The following is a 15186-nucleotide window of genomic DNA, read 5'->3' on the forward strand; positions in this document are numbered from 1 at the left end:
AAGGGTTGCGTTTTGCAATTCGTGAAGGTGGTCGCACAGTTGGGGCCGGTGTAGTCGCAAAAATCATTGAATAAATGATAAAGGTGTGAAGCTGAAAGGCTTCACACAAATATGCTAATGTTAGGCCAGTAGCTCAATTGGCAGAGCGGCGGTCTCCAAAACCGCAGGTTGGGGGTTCGATTCCCTCCTGGCCTGCCAACAATTAGATAAATATGAAAAATTCAAGTGATTCTAAATTGAACTTTAAAGAAATTACATTGTGGCTTGGTGTGTTACTGGTCACAATTTTTGCCTTTTTAGGAACCTATTATTTTGATGTAACGGCCCCTATTAAAGCTATTATCTGGATTGGATGGCTTATTTTAGTTGCTGTTTTGGGATTTTTTACTTCCAAAGGAAAACAGGTATTTGCATTTGCAAAGGAAGCTAAAATCGAGTTACAAAAAGTAGTCTGGCCAACACGCCAGGAAACTGTTCAAACCACATCTATTGTTATGGTCATGGTTGCAGTAACAGGATTTGTTCTTTGGGGTGTAGACTCTGCAATGATGTGGGCAATCGCTAAATTAACACATTTAGGTTGAAAATACGGTGGAAGAACATAAAACGAAACAATGGTATGTGGTTCATGCCTATTCAGGTTATGAGAATTTTGTCATGCGCGAAATTAAATCACGCGCAGAACGCCATCAACTACAAGAAAAAATTGGTGAAGTAGTTGTTCCATCAGAAGAAGTTGTTGAAATGCGTGCTGGTCAAAAGAGGAAAAGTACGCGAAAGTTTTTTCCTGGATATGTGTTGGTTCATATGATAATGGATGATGAAACATGGCATATGATTCGGGCTATCCCGCGTGTTTTAGGCTTTATAGGCGGAACAAGCCAAACACCAACACCAATCACGGATAAAGAGGCAGGAGCAATTTTACAGCGGGTCGAAGAAGGTGTAACGAAGCCCAAACCTAAAATACTGTTTGAACCTGGTGAAGTTGTTCGTGTTAAAGAAGGACCCTTTGTTGACTTCAATGGCGTTGTTGAAGAAGTTAACTATGAGAAAAGTCGCCTAAGAGTGGCGGTTCTAATATTCGGGCGCTCAACTCCGGTTGAACTCGAATTCAGCCAAGTCGAGAAGACTTAATTTATGTGTGTAATTGGGAAGCTATAGTAATTAGGTACTTATGTACTAACAGTGAAATAGCGCTATACCCTTAAGGAGTAATTATGGCTAAAAAAGTAGAAGCATATATTAAACTACAAATACCAGCTGGAAAGGCAAATCCAAGTCCTCCTGTCGGTCCTGCTCTAGGACAACGTGGTGTGAATATTATGGAGTTTTGCAAGGCATTTAATGCTGCCACCCAAAATATAGAACCAGGTTTGGTTACGCCAGTAGTAATTACTGTCTATTCAGACCGTAGTTTTACGTTTGTAACTAAAACACCTCCTGCTTCTGTGCTTTTGAAAAAGGCTGCTGGTATTCAAAGTGGAAGTGGCACCCCAAATACTAAAAAAGTTGCTAAGTTAAAACGTGCTCAGCTTGAAGATATTGCCAAAATGAAACAACCTGATTTAACTGCAGGTAGTTTGGAGGCAGCAGTCCGCAGTATTGCAGGAACTGCTCGCAGTATGGGTATCGAAGTTGAGGATTTGCAATAAGGGGTTACCAATGGCTATTAGTAAGAAACAAAAGAAAATACGTGAAAAGGTGAAAGTAAATCATCTTTATAATGCATCAGAAGCAATTGCTATATTAAAGGAATTTGCTAGCAAAAATTTTGAGGAAAGTGTTGACATTAGTGTAAATCTTGGTGTTGATCCGCGTAAATCAGACCAAGTTGTTCGTTCATCAACAAATTTGCCAAAAGGTACAGGTAAAAAAGTACGCGTTGCCGTATTTGCACAAGGCGATAATGCTACAAAAGCTAAAAATGCCGGTGCCGATGTAGTGGGCTTTGAAGATTTGGCCGAACAAATCAAAGCTGGCCAAATGGACTTCGATGTGGTTATTGCTACACCAGACGCAATGCGAATTGTAGGGCAGCTGGGACAAATACTTGGCCCTCGTGGTTTAATGCCTAATCCAAAGGTGGGTACTGTAACAACAAACGTAGAAGCAGCTGTGAATGATGCTAAATCAGGTCAGGTGCGGTATAGAACTGACAAAAATGGTATTATACATTGTACAGTTGGAAAAGTTAGTTTCAACGCCGAAGATTTGATTGAAAACATTGCTGCATTGATGGTTGACTTGCGAAAGGCAAAACCAACCTCAGCAAAAGGTGTATATTTTAAGAAAATATCCTTATCTACAACAATGGGGCCAGGCTTGCCTATTGATATTGCTACAATACCTGTGTAATATATATCGCCCTTAAAACAGCTTTCACGGCATAGACATGGTTCGATGCCGTCGAAGACCGCAGGTGCCATAGGCTTAATATCCTGCGCAGACGGTGAACCGACTCTGAATTTCTGAGACGGCCACCATAACTGTCAAATCATATATGATTTGCGCAACTTAGGAGGTCAGTAACGTGACATTAACATTAGCTGCAAAAAAAGCCGTTGTAGAAGAGGTAACAACTGTTGCTTCTAAGGCTATTTCGGCAGTCGTTGCTGATTATCGTGGTTTAACTGTGAATCAAATGACCCAACTGCGTAGTGAAGCACGCAAAGCTGGTGTTTATTTACGAGTAGTGCCCAATACATTAACTCGTCGCGCGTTTGAAAACACTGAATTTGCTTGCTTAAGTGAAAAGCTTGTTGGTCCTTTATTTATTGCTTTATCTCTCGAAGCTCCGAGTGATGCAGCAAGAATGTTAAAGGAGTTTGTTAAAACATTTGATAAGCTGGAAATCAAAGCATTAGCTGTGAGTGGAAAAGTATATAGTCCAGATCAACTTGAAGCTGTGGCTAGCTTGCCTACTCGTGATGAGGCCTTAGCTAAACTAATGTATGTGATGAAGGCACCAATTGAAAAGTTTGTTCGTACGCTCGCAGAACCTCATGCCAAACTGGTAAGAACTGTAGCTGCAATCAAAGACACAAAGCAGTAATAAACCACATAATCTTTATAATTTTTAACTTAGGAGCTAGAAATGGCTGTATCAAAAAATGAGATTCTTGAAACAATCTCTAACATGACTGTAATGGAAGTTGTTGAACTTATCGAAGCAATGGAAGAGAAATTCAATGTCTCTGCTGCCGCTGCTGCTGTAGCTGTTGCTGCACCTGCTGCAGGTGGTGCTGCTGCTGCCGAAGAAAAAACTGAATTCAACGTTGTAATGAGCAGTTTTGGTTCAAACAAAGTAGGTGTTATTAAAGCAATTCGTGAAATTACTGGATTAGGTTTGAAAGAAGCCAAAGATCTAGTAGAAGGTGCTCCTTCAACTGTTAAAGAAGGTGTATCTAAAGACGAGGCCGCTGAAATTAAGAAGAAGCTTGAAGAAGCTGGCGCGACTGTCGAAGTTAAGTAATACCGTTGTCGATAAGTTTAAGAACCCAGCCATGTTTATCATGGCTGGGTTTGTGTGTTTGATGATATCAATAATTTTATAGAGGAACCACCATGGCAATTGCAGAAGCTAAACCTCAATATTCACATGCTGAGAAAAAACGATTTCGCAAAAGCTTTGGTAGGCAGGCAGATAAGATGGAAATTCCAAATCTGCTTGAAATCCAGCTAAAATCGTATCGAGATTTTTTAGAAATTGACCCTAATGGAAACGGACAGAAAACAGGTTTGCATGCTGCGTTCTCATCTGTATTCCCGATCGAAAGCTTTTCAGGGAATGCAAGACTTGAATATGTAAGTTATAAACTTGGTGAACCAGCTTTTGATGTACGTGAGTGCAAACTCAGAGGACTCACCTACTCAGCGCCACTACGCGTAAAAATTCGCTTGGTTGTTCTAGATAAAGATGCAACTGGTGAACCAAAACCAATTAAAGATATTCGTGAGCAAGATGTTTTTATGGGCGAAATCCCTTTAATGACTGATGTAGGGACTTTCGTCGTTAATGGTACAGAACGTGTTGTAGTCTCTCAATTACATCGTTCCCCAGGAGTAATTTTTGAACATGATCGCGGTAAAACGCATTCTTCAGGAAAGCTTCTATATTCAGCCCGTATTATTCCTTATCGTGGATCATGGCTTGATTTTGAATTTGATCCAAAAGACTGCGTATTTGTAAGAATTGACAGACGCCGCAAGTTACCAGTGACCATTTTATTACGATCTCTAGGGTATGAAACTGAAGATATCCTGGCTGAATTTTTTGAAACAACATTATGCCAATTAAGAAATGGTGAGTTTCATATTAAACTGATTCCAGCAAGACTACGCGGTGAAATCGCCTCTTTCGATATCGCAGTCCCTGAAACTGGAGAATTAATTGTTGAACAAGGTCGTCGAATCACAGCTCGCCATATTAAATTAATGGAAAAGAGTAACATGCAAGATCTTGTTGTACCTAGAGACTATTTGATAGGTAAAGTTCTTGCAAAAAATATTGTTAATACTGAGACTGGAGAGGTATTAGCACAAGCAAATGATGAAGTAAGTAATGAATTACTGGATCAGCTAGCTGATAATGGCATCTTAAGCTTTGAAACAATTTATACTAATGATCTTGATCATGGTTCCTATATTTCTGACACACTTAGAATTGACCCAACGACTAGTCAATTGGAAGCGTTAGTTGAGATATATCGAATGATGCGTCCTGGTGAACCTCCTACTAAAGAAGCTGCAGAAGCATTATTTAAAAATCTATTTTTTGCTGAAGACCGTTATGATCTTTCTGCTGTTGGGCGTATGAAATTTAATCGTCGTGTTGGCAGAAAAGAAGATACAGGTTCAGGTACCTTAACTAAAGAAGATATCCTTGCGGTCATTAAAACTTTGATTGACATACGTAATGGTATTGGCATGGTGGATGACATCGATCATTTAGGTAACCGACGCGTAAGAAGTGTTGGTGAAATGGCAGAAAACCAATTCCGTGTTGGTCTTGTACGTGTTGAGCGGGCCGTTAAAGAACGCTTAAGTCTCGTTGAGTCTGAAAATTTGATGCCGCAAGATCTAATTAATGCAAAACCAGTTTCTGCCGCAGTAAAAGAATTTTTTGGTTCCAGTCAATTATCACAGTTTATGGACCAGGTTAATCCTCTCTCGGGAGTGACTCATAAACGTCGAGTCTCTGCACTTGGCCCAGGTGGTTTAACAAGAGAGCGCGCAGGTTTTGAAGTACGTGACGTACACACCACTCACTATGGCCGAGTATGTCCCATTGAAACCCCTGAAGGTCCAAACATTGGATTAATTAACTCTCTGTCTGTTTATGCGCGAACAAATGATTATGGATTTATTGAAACCCCGTGTCGCAAAGTTATTGATGGCCATGTGACAGATGAGATTGAATACCTCTCAGCGATTGAAGAAGTAGATCAATATATCGCACAATCGAATGTACCTGTTGACAAGAAGGGTAAAATTCTCGCGGACTTGGTTCCATGTAGACACCAGAATGAATTTTCATTAACGACTCCTGATAAAATCAATTATATGGACGTTTCTCCCAAGCAGATCGTTTCTGTAGCAGCTTCTTTAATTCCCTTTCTAGAGCACGACGATGCTAACCGTGCACTTATGGGTTCAAACATGCAACGCCAGGCTGTGCCTACATTACGTTCTGAGAAACCTCTTGTTGGAACTGGGATGGAACGAACTGTGGCATCAGACTCTGGAGTTTCAGTAGTTGCCAAGCGGGGTGGCATAATTGATTTGGTTGATGCTTCACGTATCGTTGTTCGCGTAAATGACGATGAGACAACTGCTGGCGAGGCCGGGGTTGATATTTACAACCTTACCAAATATTTCCGCTCAAATCAGGATACCTGCATTAACCAGCGTCCTATTGTGGCTACTGGTGACAGAATTCAACGGGGAGATATCCTTGCTGATGGTCCTTGTACGGATATGGGTGAGCTTGCATTAGGCCAAAATCTCTTGGTAGCCTTCATGCCCTGGAATGGTTATAACTTCGAGGACTCTATTTTAATTTCAGAACGTATTGTTCAAGAAGATAGATTTACGACTATTCATATTGAAGAATTAACCTGTATTGCTCGAGATACTAAACTGGGTACTGAAGAAATCACTGCTGATATCCCTAATGTTGGTGAGTCAGCGTTAGCCAGTCTTGATGAATCTGGTGTTGTATATATTGGTGCCGAGGTTAGTGCCGGTGATATTTTAGTTGGTAAAGTAACACCGAAGGGAGAAACCCAATTAACACCTGAAGAGAAATTGCTTAGAGCAATTTTTGGTGAGAAAGCATCAGATGTTAAAGATTCTTCTTTACGTGTGCCCTCTGGAATGAATGGAACAGTAATTGATGTTCAGATTTTTACTCGTGATGGCCTTGAGAAAGATGCACGTGCCAAAAGTATTGAGGAAGAACATCTGGCTCGTGTACGTAAAGATTTAATTGATGAAAGACGTATCCGTGAAGAAGATATCTACCATCGTGTAAGCAATCTATTGCTTGATAAAGTTGCTACTGGTGGCCCAAGCAGTATTAAACCAGGTTCTAAAATTACTGAAGACTATTTAAACAAAGTAGGCAGAGAGAAATGGTTTGATATTCGAGTTGATGACGAGACAATAAGCCAGCAGCTAGAGAAGTTATCTAAGCAAATGGAATTACTCGGCAAAGAGATCGAAAAGCGTTTTAATGATAGTCGTAAGAAAATCGTTCAAGGGGATGATCTTGCACCTGGTGTTCTTAAAATTGTTAAAGTCTATTTGGCCGTGAAACGTCGAATTCAACCAGGTGATAAAATGGCAGGTCGACATGGAAATAAAGGGGTTATTTCTATTGTTGTGCCGGTCGAAGATATGCCTCATATGGCAGATGGCACCGCTGTAGATATTGTTTTAAACCCACTCGGGGTGCCTTCACGTATGAATATCGGCCAAGTGTTGGAAACACACTTGGGATTAGCTGCCAAGGGTCTAGGGCAACGAATTGCCAATCTTATTGATAGCCGACACTCTGTGGCTGAAGTAAGAGCCTATCTGGACAAAATTTATAATCATGATAAGCAAAAGCGCGTTCATTTAGATAGTTTGGACGATAATGAGCTCATGATTCTGGCTGATAATTTGCGTGCGGGAGTACCTATGGCAACGCCTGTCTTCGATGGAGCCAGTGAAAACGAAATTAAAGAAATGCTGGAATTGGCGGGTCTGCGTCCAGATGGTAAAACCATTCTGTACGATGGAAGAACAGGTAAGCAATTTGATAATCCGGTTACAGTCGGCTATATGTATATGCTTAAGCTTAATCATCTAGTAGACGATAAGATGCACGCCCGTTCTACAGGCTCTTATAGCTTGGTAACGCAACAACCGCTGGGTGGTAAAGCTCAGTTTGGGGGACAGCGCTTCGGTGAAATGGAAGTATGGGCATTGGAAGCGTATGGTGCTGCCTATACGTTGCAAGAGATGTTAACAGTTAAATCAGATGATGTCGGAGGACGCACGAAGATATATAAAAATATAGTTGATGGTGACCACCGTATGGATCCTGGTATGCCTGAGTCTTTCAATGTTTTACTGAAAGAAATAAGGGCTTTGGGTATCGATATCGAACTGGAACATGACTAATCATTCGAGCGATATTTCTGACAACTACTTTTTGGAGGCATAGACTTGGCTAATCTCGAACCAATGAGAAAACCACCTGTGATGAGTGATTTGCTTGGCATCCTCAAACAACAAGGTCAAAGTGAAGAGTTTGATGCGATAAAAATTGCACTTGCTTCACCCGATTTAATTCGTTCATGGTCTTATGGTGAAGTTAAAAAACCTGAGACTATTAACTATAGAACTTTTAAGCCTGAGCGTGATGGTTTGTTTTGTGCTAAAACGTTTGGTCCTGTTAAAGATTATGAATGCTTATGTGGCAAATATAAACGTCTCAAACATCGCGGTGTTATTTGTGAAAAATGCGGTGTTGAGCTTGCACTTGCTAAAGTTCGCCGTGAAAGAATGGGACATATTGAACTGGCCAGCCCAGTTGCGCACATATGGTTCCTCAAGTCGTTGCCTTCCCGTATCGGCTTACTTTTGGATATGACTTTGCGTGATATCGAGCGTGTTCTCTATTTTGAAGCATTTGTTGTTGTGGATCCAGGTATGACAGAATTAGAACGTGGGCAATTGCTCAATGATGAAGTCTATCTGGATGCCATGGAGCAATACGGTGACGAGTTTGATGCGCGTATGGGTGCAGAAGCAATTCGTGATCTGCTGCGACAAATTGATTTGGACGAAGAAATTAAGTCGCTTCGTGAAGAGTTACCAACAACGAACTCAGAGACTAAGATCAAGAAAATTACGAAACGATTAAAATTGCTCGAAGCGTTTCAGGAATCAGGCAATAAACCTGAATGGATGATCATGGATGTCTTACCAGTTTTACCACCGGATTTGCGTCCCTTGGTGCCATTAGATGGTGGACGTTTTGCTACATCTGATTTAAATGATCTCTACCGTCGCGTTATTAATCGTAATAACCGATTAAAAAGACTTCTTGATTTAAATGCGCCTGATATTATCGTGCGCAATGAAAAGCGGATGTTGCAAGAGTCAGTCGACGCACTTCTTGATAACGGTCGTCGTGGCCGTGCTATTACGGGTACTAACAAACGTCCGTTGAAATCTTTAGCAGATATGATTAAAGGTAAACAGGGTCGTTTTAGACAGAATCTTTTGGGTAAGCGTGTTGATTATTCAGGCCGTTCTGTAATTGTCGTTGGTCCTACATTACGCTTGCATCAATGTGGTTTACCCAAAAAAATGGCATTAGAACTTTTCAAGCCATTTATTTTTAGCAAGCTGGAATTCCGTGGTTTGGCAACTACTATTAAAGCTGCCAAGAAAATGGTTGAGCGAGAAGACCCTGTTGTTTGGGATATTCTGGATGATGTAATTCGTGAACATCCTATCTTATTGAACCGCGCACCAACACTGCACCGATTAGGTATTCAGGCATTTGAGCCAGTACTCATTGAAGGCAAGGCTATACAGTTACATCCGTTGGTTTGTACGGCTTACAATGCGGACTTCGACGGTGACCAAATGGCTGTGCATGTGCCATTAACGCTTGAGGCGCAGTTAGAAGCCCGTTCACTGATGATGTCAACAAATAATATTTTATCACCTGCGAGTGGTGAGCCAATTATTGTTCCCAGTCAGGACGTAGTACTTGGACTATATTATCTGACTAGAGAGCGCGTCAATGCACAAGGCGAAGGTAAAATTTTTGCTAGCCCTCAAGAAGCCCAGAATTTTTATGAAGCAGGTTATGTTGATATTCATGCAAAAGTAAAAATTAGGATGCCTCGTGAAGATTCAGAAGGTTATTACTTGGTTGAAACGACAGTTGGTCGTGCCATTCTTTCTGATATTTTACCCCAGGGAATGTCATTTACTTTGATTAACAGGGCGATGACCAAAAAAGCAATATCAAAAGTTGTTGATACTTGTTATAGAAAATTTGGTTTGAAAGAAACGGTTATTTTTGCTGATCAGTTAATGTATACAGGCTTTAAATTTGCTACTCGAGCAGGTGCTTCTATTGGTATTGAAGATATGGAAATACCTGACGATAAGGCAGCAATTATAGAACAAGCCGATAATGAAGTTCGTGAAATTGAAGCTCAATACCGTTCAGGTTTAGTGACGAATGGTGAACGCTATAACAAAGTTATTGATATCTGGTCACGTACCAATGAAATGGTTGCCAAGTCGATGATGGCTAAGATTGCCACTGAAGAAGTTAAAACAAAAGAAGGCAAGAGTGTACGCCAGGAATCCTTTAACCCCATCTTTATGATGGCCGACTCTGGCGCTAGAGGTTCCGCAGCTCAGATTAGACAGCTTGCTGGTATGCGGGGATTGATGGCCGCCCCTGATGGCTCAATTATTGAAACGCCAATTACTGCGAATTTCCGTGAAGGTCTTAATGTATTCCAATACTTTATTTCTACTCACGGGGCACGTAAAGGTCTTGCTGATACTGCTTTAAAAACAGCGAACTCAGGTTACTTGACTCGTCGTTTGGTAGACGTTGCGCAAGACGTAGTGATTACAGAGGATGATTGTGGTACGGAAAATGGTATCCTGATGCAGCCGCTGATTGAAGGTGGGGATATTGTGGAGCCATTACACGAGCGAGTGTTAGGCCGTGTTGTAGCCACAGATGTTTATATCCCTAATCAGGCTGAACCAATAGTCACAGCTGGCACTCTTCTTGATGAAGATTGGGTCGAAAAACTTGAGAAATTTGGTGTTGATCAGGTTCTGGTTCGCTCGCCGATTGCTTGCGAAACTCGTTTTGGACTTTGTTCTAAGTGTTATGGCCGTGACTTGGCTAGAGGACATCTGGTTAATACTGGTGAAGCAGTTGGTATTATTGCGGCACAATCCATCGGTGAACCTGGAACACAGTTAACCATGCGTACTTTCCATATCGGAGGTGCGGCATCAAGAGCTACAGCTGCAAATAATATACAAATTAAAAATAAAGGGGTTATTCGTTTACATAATATTAAGACGGTATCCCACGAAAACAGCAATCTAGTAGCGGTATCACGTTCTGGAGAGGTATCTATTGTTGATGACTTTGGTCGTGAGCGTGAACGTTATAAGCTGCCTTATGGTGCAGTTTTAACAGTTCATGACAACATGTCAGCAGAGGCCGGGCAAGTTATTGCAACTTGGGATCCACATACGCATCCAGTTATCTCAGAGGTAAGTGGTAAATTAAAATTTGTAGATCTTATTGAAGGTTTGACAATGAATCGTCAAACAGATGAGTTAACAGGTTTAAGCAATATTGTGGTTACCGATGCCAAACAACGTACTGCTGCTGGTAAAGATTTGCGACCAATGGTCAAGCTTGTTTCTGATGATGGCGAGGATATTTACCTGGCTGGTACTAACGTACCCGCGCAATATTATTTGCCTGTGGACGCTATTATTAACTTCGAAGATGGTAGCAGGGTTGGTATTGGTGACGTAATTGCTCGTATTCCTCAAGAGCGATCTAAAACTCGCGATATTACCGGAGGTTTACCTAGAGTAGCAGATCTTTTTGAAGCTAGAAAACCAAAAGATGCTGCTGTTATGGCGGAAGTATCTGGTCTGGTCAATTTTGGTAAAGAGACTAAAGGTAAACGACGCTTGGTAATTACAGCATCAGAACAATATTCTCATGAGGAATTAATTCCTAAATGGCGCCACATATCAGTCTTTGAGGGCGAACATGTGGAGCGAGGTGAAGTGATTGCTGATGGCCCACTTAACCCCCATGATATCTTACGTCTATTAGGTGTGGGTGCACTTGCCAATTACATCGTGAATGAAGTTCAGGATGTATATCGATTGCAAGGGGTTAAAATCAATGACAAACACATTGAAGTGATTGTTCGACAAATGCTACGCAAACGTGTGATTACTCATTCAGGTGATTCAAAATTCCTGGTAGGTGAGCAAGTCGAAGAAAGTGTAATGTTGCAAGAAAATGACAAGTTAGTCGCAGAAGGCAAAGAGGCAGCCCAAGGGATACCTATTTTATTGGGTATTACGAAGGCATCTTTGGCAACAGAATCCTTCATATCAGCAGCTTCATTCCAAGAGACAACTCGTGTCTTGACTGAAGCGGCTGTGAGTGGAAAAGTTGATGATCTGCGCGGCTTGAAAGAAAATGTGATGGTTGGTCGCTTGATCCCAGCAGGAACAGGTTACGCCTATCACCAAAGCCGCAAGGCAAAACGCGCAAAAACTGTTGCCACAGGAAGTGAGCAAGGCACGCATACGGTGACTGCAAGTGATGTAGAGCACGCATTGAGTGAAGCACTTAATGCTGATCATCATGATCAATAGAGCAGGATCTATTAACGCTAGCAGGTTTGAACTTGACAAACCTGCTAGACCTATATAGAATCCGGCCTCCTTATGCATTCGAAATATATACAAAAGTGAAAGTTCGGAGTTAAGAATAAATGGCTACTATTAATCAGTTAGTAAGAAAGCCTCGCGTGGATGCTAAAAAGAAGAGTAACGTCCCCGCTTTGGAATCCTGTCCACAACGACGTGGTGTGTGTACACGTGTGTACACAACAACACCTAAAAAGCCTAACTCAGCTATGCGTAAGGTTGCTCGTGTTCGTTTGACCAATGGTTTCGAGGTAACATCCTATATCGGCGGTGAAGGCCACAATTTGCAGGAGCACTCTGTTGTGCTGATTCGCGGTGGTCGTGTGAAAGATTTACCTGGTGTGCGTTATCACACCGTTCGCGGTAGCTTGGATACCTCCGGGGTGAATGATCGTAAACAAGGTCGTTCTAAGTATGGAACCAAAAAGCCAAAAGATAAGAAATAATCTGATTGTAGGAACTAGACATGCCAAGAAGAAGAGAAGTCCCCAAACGCGAAATTTTACCTGATCCAAAGCATCATAGTGAACTACTCGCGAAATTTATTAACGTACTGATGGTTAGTGGAAAAAAATCCATTGCTGAAAAAGTTACGTATGGTGCTCTGGAATTATTAAATGAGCGCGTAAAGAAGACGAAGAAAAGCGACGAAGAAGGTACTGATGAGACTGGTTCAGGTGCGGCCGGTAGTGTACTTCGCTATTTTGAGCAAGCACTTGATAATGTTCGTCCTAGCGTTGAAGTAAGATCACGCCGTGTAGGTGGTGCAACATACCAGGTTCCTGTTGAAGTGCGTACAGACAGAAGCATCGCGTTAGGAATGCGTTGGATTGTGCAAGCTGCCCGTTCTCGCGGTGAAAAAGGTATGATGTTGCGCCTTGCTGGCGAGTTGATGGACGCGTTTGAGAATAAAGGTTCTGCAGTTAAAAAACGTGAAGATACTCATAAAATGGCAAAAGCAAACCAAGCATTTGCACATTTTAGATGGAATTAATAGAGAGGTAAGTCGTGTCTACTCCATTAGAACTATACAGAAATATCGGCATTGCTGCACACGTTGATGCCGGAAAAACTACAACTACCGAGCGTGTACTTTTCTACACTGGAATGTCGCACAAAATCGGTGAAGTGCATGACGGTGCTGCAACGATGGACTGGATGGTTCAAGAGCAGGAGCGGGGTATTACAATTACTTCCGCAGCAACAACCTGTTACTGGTCTGGTATGGATAAAAATTATCAACGTCATCGTATTAATATCATTGATACCCCAGGCCACGTAGACTTCATGATTGAAGTAGAGCGTTCATTGCGCGTGCTCGACGGGGCAATAGTTGTATTTGACTCAGTTTCTGGGGTAGAGCCACAGTCTGAGACTGTATGGCGCCAATCAGACAAATATGGTGTTCCTCGCATTGTTTTCGTCAATAAAATGGACAGAATGGGAGCTAATTTTTTGCGTGTGGTTACGCAAATTAAGCAACGTCTGGGTTCAAATCCTGTGGTTGTCCAGTTACCTATCGGTGCGGAAGATTCTTTTAAAGGTGTAATTGATCTTATCAAAATGAAAGCGATTCATTGGGATGAAGAATCTAAAGGTATGTCTTTTGAGTACAAAGAAATTCCAGCAGATATGTTGGGTCAATGTGAAGAGTATCGTGCTAAAATTGTCGAAGCGGCGGCCGAAGTATCTGAAGAGTTAATGGAGAAGTATCTTGAAGGTGAGGAGTTCACCGAGCAAGAAATTAAAACCGCACTGCGTAAGCGTACTATTAATAATGAAATTGTCCCGGTTTTTTGTGGTTCTGCATTTAAAAATAAAGGCGTTCAAGCTGTACTGGATGGAGTGATTGAATATTTACCAGCTCCTCTTGATGTTCCAGCTATTCGTGGTGTAGATGAAGATGGTAATGAAATTCATCGTAAAACATCTTATGATGAACCTTTTTCTGCTCTGGCATTCAAAATTGCTACTGATCCGTTCGTTGGTACGCTCACCTATTTCCGTGCCTACTCAGGGATTGTTAAGAGTGGGGATACAGTTTATAACCCTGTTAAAGGTAAAAAAGAGCGAATTGGTCGATTACTGCAAATGCATGCTAACTCTCGAGAAGAGATTAAAGAAGTTAGAGCAGGAGATATTGCTGCAGCAGTAGGACTAAAAACTGTAACTACAGGTGATACTCTTTGTGATGTTGATCATATTGTAACTTTAGAGCGTATGGACTTCCCTGATCCTGTAATTGCCGTTGCGGTTGAGCCTAAAACGAAGGCTGATCAGGAGAAAATGGGTATCGCTTTAGGCAAGTTAGCTCAAGAAGATCCTTCATTCCGCGTTCATACTGATGAAGAATCAGGTCAAACAATTATTCAGGGAATGGGTGAGCTTCACTTGGAAATTATTGTTGATCGCATGAAGCGTGAATTTAATGTTGAAGCAAACGTTGGTAAACCTCAAGTTGCCTACCGTGAAACAATTAAAAATGCTGTTGAGCAGGAAGGTAAATTTGTTCGTCAATCAGGTGGTCGTGGTCAATACGGTCACGTTTGGTTGAAAATTGAACCTCAAGAACCAGGTACTGGTTATGAGTTCATAAATGCTATCGTTGGTGGTGTGATTCCCAAAGAATACATACCTGCGGTTGATAAAGGTGTACAAGAACAGCTTCAAAATGGTGTTCTCGCTGGATATCCAGTCGTTGATGTTAAGGTGACTTTATTTGATGGTTCATTCCACGAAGTCGATTCAAGCGAAATGGCATTTAAGATTGCTGGTTCCCAATGCTTTAAGCAAGGTGCGCTGAAGGCTAAACCAGTTTTACTTGAACCAATTATGCAAGTAGAAGTTGTAACCCCTGAAGATTACATGGGTGATGTAATGGGTGATCTCAACCGTCGAAGAGGTATGGTTCAAGGTATGGAAGACTCCCCTGCTGGAAAAGTTGTTCGAGCAGAGGTTCCTCTTGCTGAAATGTTTGGCTACGCGACAGATCTTCGTTCTGCAACTCAAGGTCGTGCAACGTACTCTATGGAATTTTCTAGATATGCAGAAGCGCCCACAAACATTGCTGAAGCGATTATTAAGAAACAATAAAAGTTAATGAGGTATTTGAAATGGCGAAGGAAAAGTTTGAGCGTAAGAAGCCGCACGTAAACGTGGGAACGATTGGTCACGTAG

At 41.6% G+C, this 15186-nt stretch carries 12 protein-coding genes and 1 tRNA gene; all 13 read left to right on the forward strand.

Annotation, left to right across the window (positions count from 1 at the left end; all coding sequences use genetic code 11):
• A partial coding sequence (locus Ljam_RS14835) for an EF-Tu C-terminal domain-related protein (protein ID WP_202814033.1) occupies positions 1–74 on the forward strand: 74 nt, incomplete at its 5' end.
• Positions 75–122: 48 nt separating this feature from the next.
• Positions 123–198, forward strand: a tRNA-Trp gene (locus Ljam_RS01020).
• A gap of 14 nt (positions 199–212) precedes the next feature.
• Entirely contained in the window at positions 213–584 is a 372-nt protein-coding gene (gene secE / locus Ljam_RS01025) for a preprotein translocase subunit SecE (RefSeq protein ID WP_058448289.1), read from the forward strand.
• 7 nt (positions 585–591) lie between these two features.
• Positions 592–1137, forward strand: coding sequence for a transcription termination/antitermination protein NusG (gene nusG / locus Ljam_RS01030; protein ID WP_058448290.1), 546 nt, complete (start codon positions 592–594; stop codon positions 1135–1137).
• 83 nt (positions 1138–1220) lie between these two features.
• Positions 1221–1655: a 50S ribosomal protein L11 gene (gene rplK, locus Ljam_RS01035; protein ID WP_058448291.1), complete on the forward strand. Its 435-nt coding sequence runs from the start codon at positions 1221–1223 to the stop codon at positions 1653–1655.
• A gap of 10 nt (positions 1656–1665) precedes the next feature.
• Complete coding sequence (gene rplA, locus Ljam_RS01040) at positions 1666–2358, forward strand: 50S ribosomal protein L1 (RefSeq protein WP_058448292.1); 693 nt, start codon at positions 1666–1668, stop codon at positions 2356–2358.
• 175 nt (positions 2359–2533) lie between these two features.
• Positions 2534–3055: a 50S ribosomal protein L10 gene (gene rplJ / locus Ljam_RS01045; protein WP_058448293.1), complete on the forward strand. Its 522-nt coding sequence runs from the start codon at positions 2534–2536 to the stop codon at positions 3053–3055.
• A gap of 42 nt (positions 3056–3097) precedes the next feature.
• Positions 3098–3475 carry a 50S ribosomal protein L7/L12 gene (gene rplL / locus Ljam_RS01050; protein ID WP_058448294.1) on the forward strand — a complete coding sequence of 126 codons (378 nt, stop codon included), beginning with the start codon at positions 3098–3100 and terminating at the stop codon, positions 3473–3475.
• 92 nt (positions 3476–3567) lie between these two features.
• A complete protein-coding gene (rpoB, locus tag Ljam_RS01055; protein WP_058448295.1) occupies positions 3568–7671 on the forward strand; it encodes a DNA-directed RNA polymerase subunit beta in 4104 nt (1367 codons plus the stop codon).
• Between the two features lie 81 nt (positions 7672–7752).
• Positions 7753–11955, forward strand: a complete 4203-nt coding sequence (gene rpoC / locus Ljam_RS01060) for a DNA-directed RNA polymerase subunit beta' (protein WP_058448298.1) — start codon at positions 7753–7755, stop codon at positions 11953–11955.
• 119 nt (positions 11956–12074) lie between these two features.
• Positions 12075–12455, forward strand: coding sequence for a 30S ribosomal protein S12 (gene rpsL, locus Ljam_RS01065; RefSeq protein ID WP_045098305.1), 381 nt, complete (start codon positions 12075–12077; stop codon positions 12453–12455).
• A 20-nt stretch (positions 12456–12475) separates the two neighbouring features.
• Positions 12476–13003 (forward strand): 30S ribosomal protein S7, encoded by a 528-nt coding sequence (gene rpsG, locus Ljam_RS01070; protein WP_058448296.1) that lies wholly within the window; start codon positions 12476–12478, stop codon positions 13001–13003.
• A 14-nt stretch (positions 13004–13017) separates the two neighbouring features.
• Positions 13018–15102, forward strand: coding sequence for an elongation factor G (fusA, locus tag Ljam_RS01075; protein WP_058448297.1), 2085 nt, complete (start codon positions 13018–13020; stop codon positions 15100–15102).
• Positions 15103–15186 lie beyond the last annotated feature (84 nt).

The organism is Legionella jamestowniensis, assembly GCF_001467745.1.
Taxonomy (GTDB): Bacteria; Pseudomonadota; Gammaproteobacteria; order Legionellales; family Legionellaceae; genus Tatlockia; species Tatlockia jamestowniensis.

Coding starts and splice junctions, on each gene's coding strand:
- secE (WP_058448289.1), top strand. CDS start 213: ATGAAAAATTCAAGTGATTCTAAATTGAACTTTAAAGAAATTACATTG.
- rplK (WP_058448291.1), top strand. CDS start 1,221: ATGGCTAAAAAAGTAGAAGCATATATTAAACTACAAATACCAGCTGGA.
- rplA (WP_058448292.1), top strand. CDS start 1,666: ATGGCTATTAGTAAGAAACAAAAGAAAATACGTGAAAAGGTGAAAGTA.
- rplL (WP_058448294.1), top strand. CDS start 3,098: ATGGCTGTATCAAAAAATGAGATTCTTGAAACAATCTCTAACATGACT.
- rpoB (WP_058448295.1), top strand. CDS start 3,568: ATGGCAATTGCAGAAGCTAAACCTCAATATTCACATGCTGAGAAAAAA.
- rpoC (WP_058448298.1), top strand. CDS start 7,753: ATGAGTGATTTGCTTGGCATCCTCAAACAACAAGGTCAAAGTGAAGAG.
- rpsL (WP_045098305.1), top strand. CDS start 12,075: ATGGCTACTATTAATCAGTTAGTAAGAAAGCCTCGCGTGGATGCTAAA.
- rpsG (WP_058448296.1), top strand. CDS start 12,476: ATGCCAAGAAGAAGAGAAGTCCCCAAACGCGAAATTTTACCTGATCCA.